3 protein-coding genes and 1 pseudogene are annotated in these 4102 nt (G+C 77.9%); 3 read left to right on the top strand and 1 reads right to left on the bottom strand.

Going from position 1 to position 4102, the window contains the following annotated elements; genetic code table 11:
* From GCU69_RS33400 to GCU69_RS03160, 3 genes and pseudogenes are all read left to right on the top strand, one after another.
* Nucleotides 1–1041: pseudogene (locus tag GCU69_RS33400) on the top strand (hypothetical protein); the annotation flags it as partial.
* A 2-nt stretch (nucleotides 1042–1043) separates the two neighbouring features.
* Nucleotides 1044–1670: a precorrin-8X methylmutase gene (locus GCU69_RS03165; protein ID WP_176604512.1), complete on the top strand. Its 627-nt coding sequence runs from the start codon at nucleotides 1044–1046 to the stop codon at nucleotides 1668–1670.
* Complete coding sequence (locus tag GCU69_RS03160; protein WP_156205072.1) at nucleotides 1667–3247, top strand: precorrin-2 C(20)-methyltransferase; 1581 nt, start codon at nucleotides 1667–1669, stop codon at nucleotides 3245–3247. Before GCU69_RS03165 ends, GCU69_RS03160 begins: the two co-directional genes overlap by 4 nt.
* A 22-nt stretch (nucleotides 3248–3269) precedes the next feature.
* Here the strand turns inward: GCU69_RS03160 and GCU69_RS03155 are convergent, their stop codons facing one another.
* A complete protein-coding gene (locus GCU69_RS03155; RefSeq protein WP_156205071.1) occupies nucleotides 3270–4028 on the bottom strand; it encodes a cobalt-precorrin-6A reductase in 759 nt (252 codons plus the stop codon).
* Between the last annotated feature and the right edge of the window lie 74 nt (nucleotides 4029–4102).

The following is a 4102-nucleotide window of genomic DNA, read 5'->3' as shown; positions in this document are numbered from 1 at the left end:
CCGCGCGCGGCCGTGGCGGCCGCGGCGGCGTTCCTTCAGGCGGCAGCGACAACCCCCGGACGCACCTGGCGGGTACGGGACTTGCTCGCCGGCCCGCCGCCCGGGACTCCGCCTCCCCCCGCCGGAACGGCCGGCTCCGGCACGGGCTCCGGCTCCGGTACGGGCTCGGGCACGGATGCACTCCCGCTCGGCCCCGCCCTGCTCCTCGCGCATCTGGACCGGGCAGGCATCGCCTCGGCTCCGGCACCGCGCTCCGGAGCGGCGGCGGACGGCGAGGGCCCGGCCGCGGCCGCCGGCGGCCGGAGCGAGGACGGGGCCACGGACGCCGGGAACCCGCCCGCGGCCGCCGGCGGCGCGAACCGGGCCGGGCCCGGGGACCGGGAGGGCCGGACCGGTGACGGTGCGGGCGCTTCCCGGTCCGCCGCCCCGGTGCCCGGTCTCGTCACCGGGCCGGACGGCCGGTGCGCGCCGGTCGTCGCCGCTCCCCTGGGCCGGGTCACCGCCGCCGCCTGGCGGCTGCTCGCGGAACTCGCCGGGCGCGAGGGAACGGCGGAGCTGCGGGTGACGCCCTGGCGCGGCGTCGTCGTCCCCGGGCTCCCCGCGGACAGCGGCCCGGCGGCCCTGCGGCGGCTGCGGGACGCCGGGTTCGTGACCGATCCCGGTTCGCCCTGGTACGGCGTGGGCGCCTGCACGGGGCTGCCCGGCTGCGCCAAGTCCCTGGCCGACGTGCGCGCCGACGCGGCCCGGTCGGTCGTCGGGGCGCTGCCCGTCGTGCGCCCGGAGACGGCGGCCGGGAGGCTGCCCGTGTACTGGTCCGGCTGCGAGCGCCGCTGCGGCCGTCCCGCCGGAGCACGGGTCGACGTCGTGGCCGTCGCCCCGGGGACGGGCGACGGGGCGGTGCCCGGCTACCGGGTCACCGTCCGGGGCACGGAGCCGGAGACGTACCGCGCCCCGGCGGCGCCCGGTCCCGTACCGGCTCCCCATCAGACGGCCGCGGCACCGGCGGCGGCCCGTGAAACGACATCAGCGAGGGCACAGTGACCGTGTTCGACTACGAGAAGGACGGCGCGGCCATCTACCGCCAGTCCTTCGCCACCATCCGCGCCGAGGCCGACCTCACAGGGCTGCCCGCGGACGTCAGCCAGGTCGCGGTCCGGATGATCCACGCCTGCGGCATGACCGACCTGGTCCGGGACCTCGGCTACACCCCGTCGGTCGTGACCCGCGCGCGGGCGGCACTGCGCGCCGGTGCCCCGGTCCTGTGCGACGCCCGGATGGTCGCGAGCGGGGTCACCCGGAAGCGGCTGCCCGCCGGCAACGAGGTGCTGTGCACGCTGGCCGACCCCTCGGTGCCGGGACTGGCCGGGCGGATGGGCACCACGCGCAGCGCCGCCGCGCTCGAACTCTGGCGCGACCGGCTCGACGGGGCGGTCGTCGCCGTCGGCAACGCGCCGACGGCGCTCTTCCGGCTGCTGGAGATGATCGAGGAGGGCGCGCCGCGCCCGGCGGCGGTCATCGGTGTGCCGGTGGGCTTCATCGGCGCGGCCGAGTCCAAGGAGGCCCTGGCCGCCCACCCGGCGGGCCTCGACCACCTGGTGGTGCGGGGGCGGCGCGGCGGCAGCGCGATGGCCGCGGCCGCGATCAACGCGATTGCGAGCGAGGAAGAGTGAGCGAGCAGCAGTCCCGGCCCACCGGCCGGCTCTACGGAGTGGGCCTCGGCCCCGGCGACCCGTCGCTGATGACGGTCCGCGCGGTCGAGGTCATCGCCGGGGCGGACGTCGTGGCGTACCACAGCGCCCGGCACGGCCGGAGCATCGCGCGGTCCATCGCGGAACGCCATCTGCGGCCCGGGCACATCGAGGAGCCGCTGGTCTACCCGGTCACCACGGAGACGACCGACCATCCCGGCGGCTACCGGGGCGCCCTCGACGAGTTCTACGAGAAGGCCGCGGCCCGGCTGGCCGCGCATCTCGACGCCGGGCGCACGGTCGCGGTGCTCGCCGAGGGGGACCCGTTCTTCTACGGCTCGTACATGCACATGCACAAGCGGCTGGCCGACCGCTATCCGACGGAGGTGGTCCCGGGCGTGACCTCGGTGAGCGCCGCCTCGGCCCGCCTCGGGAAGCCGCTGGTGGAGGGCGAGGAGGTGCTGACGATCCTGCCCGGCACCCTGCCGGAGGAGGAGCTGACGGCACGGCTCGCCGCCACGGACTCGGCGGCCGTGCTGAAGCTGGGCCGCACCTTCCCGGCGGTACGCCGCGCCCTGGACCGGGCGGGCCGGCTGGACGACGCCCGGTACGCGGAGCGCGCGACGATGAGCGCGGAGCGCACGGCGCCGCTGGCCGAGGTCGATCCGGAGTCGGTGCCGTACTTCTCGGTGGCGGTGCTGCCGAGCCGGGTCGCGGAGGCGACGGGTCCGGCATTCCGCGCGCCCGGTGCCGCGCGGGAGACGGACGGGACGGACGGGACCGGCACTGCCGGGGCGCCCGCGGACACCGCCGGCGAGGTCGTCGTGGTCGGACTGGGCCCCGCGGGACCGCTGTGGCTGACGCCGGAGGCGCGCGGCGCGCTGGCCGCCGCCGAGGACCTCGTCGGCTACACCACCTATCTGGACCGGGTCCCCGACCGTCCGGGGCAGCGGCGGCACGCGTCCGACAACAAGGTGGAGTCCGAGCGCGCCGAGTTCGCCCTGGACCTGGCCCGGCAGGGGCGGCGGGTCGCCGTCGTCTCCTCCGGCGACCCGGGGGTCTTCGCGATGGCCACGGCGGTGCTGGAGGTCGCGTCCGAGGGGCCGTACCGGGATGTGCCGGTGCGGGTGCTGCCGGGCATGACGGCCGCGCACGCGGCGGCCGCGCGGGCGGGTGCACCGCTCGGGCACGACTACGCCGTCGTCTCGCTCTCCGACCGGCTCAAGCCCTGGGAGGTGATCGCGGGCCGGCTGCGCGCCGCGGCCGCCGCCGATCTGGTGCTGGCGCTCTACAACCCCGGCTCGCGCAGCCGGAGCTGGCAGGTCGGCAAGGCCCGCGAGCTGCTGCTGGAACACCGGGCGCCGGACACCCCGGTGGTCCTCGCGCGCGACGTGGGCGGCCCGGAGGAGCGAGTGCGGATCGTACGGCTGGCCGAACTGGAGCCGGAGCAGGTCGACATGCGCACCATCCTTCTGGTCGGGTCCTCGCAGACGCGGGCGGTCACGCGCGGCGACGGCCGGGAGACCGTCTGGACGCCCCGGCGCTACCCGGAAGGATGAGCCGGCGCGGGAACCGCGCCGGTCAGGCCAGGACGCCGCGCAGCCAGGCGGCGGCCTCGCCGGGGCCCGGCACGGACGGTACGTCGCCGGGCACCGGGGGCCGGGTGACGACGACCACCGGCAGCCCCGCCTCCCGGGCCGCGGTCAGCTTGGCCGCGGTCGCCCGGGCCCCGCTGTCCTTGGTCACCAGGACGTCGATGCCGTACCGGCGCAGCAGCTCCGCCTCGCCCTCGACGGTGAACGGCCCCCGGTCGAGCAGCACCTCCATGCGCGGCGGGTGCGGCGGCTCGGGGGCGTCCACCGAGCGCACCAGGAACCACGGCGCGGACAGCCCCGCGAAGGCGGCCAGCCCGGTCCGGCCGGTGGTGAGGAAGATCCGCTCGCCCAGGCCCGGCAGCAGTTCCGCGGCCGCTTCCAGCGACGGCACCGGGTGCCAGTCGTCGCCGGGCCCGGCGGCCCAGCCGGCCCGGCGCAGGGCCAGCAGGGGAACATGGGTCTCGGCGGCCGCCCGGGCCGCGTGGAAACCGATCCGGCCGGCGAAGGGATGCGTGGCGTCGATGAGTGCGTCCACCCGGTGCTCGCGCAGCCAGGCGGCCATGCCCTCCCAGCCGCCGAAGCCGCCGACGCGGACCTCGCCCGCGGGCAGCCGCGGGGCGGCGACCCGGCCCGCGAGCGAACTGGTGACGCGCAGCCCGGGCTCGCCGGTGAGCTGCCCGGCGAGCTGCCGCGCCTCGGAGGTCCCGCCGAGGATCAGCACATGGCGGGGTGTCGGGCCGGTCATGGAGTGCCTTCCGGACGGTTGCGGTGCCGGGGCATTCTCCCCCGGGCCCGCCGACCGGACGGTGACCGGGTCGG

Origin of the sequence: Streptomyces lycii (assembly GCF_009735685.1) — a bacterium.
In the GTDB taxonomy this organism is placed as follows: domain Bacteria; phylum Actinomycetota; class Actinomycetes; order Streptomycetales; family Streptomycetaceae; genus Streptomyces; species Streptomyces lycii.
The sequence above is the reverse complement of the archived record's forward strand: the minus strand, read 5'-3'. Positions and strand labels throughout refer to the sequence as shown.

Coding starts and splice junctions, on each gene's coding strand:
- GCU69_RS03155 (WP_156205071.1), bottom strand. CDS start 4,028: ATGACCGGCCCGACACCCCGCCATGTGCTGATCCTCGGCGGGACCTCC.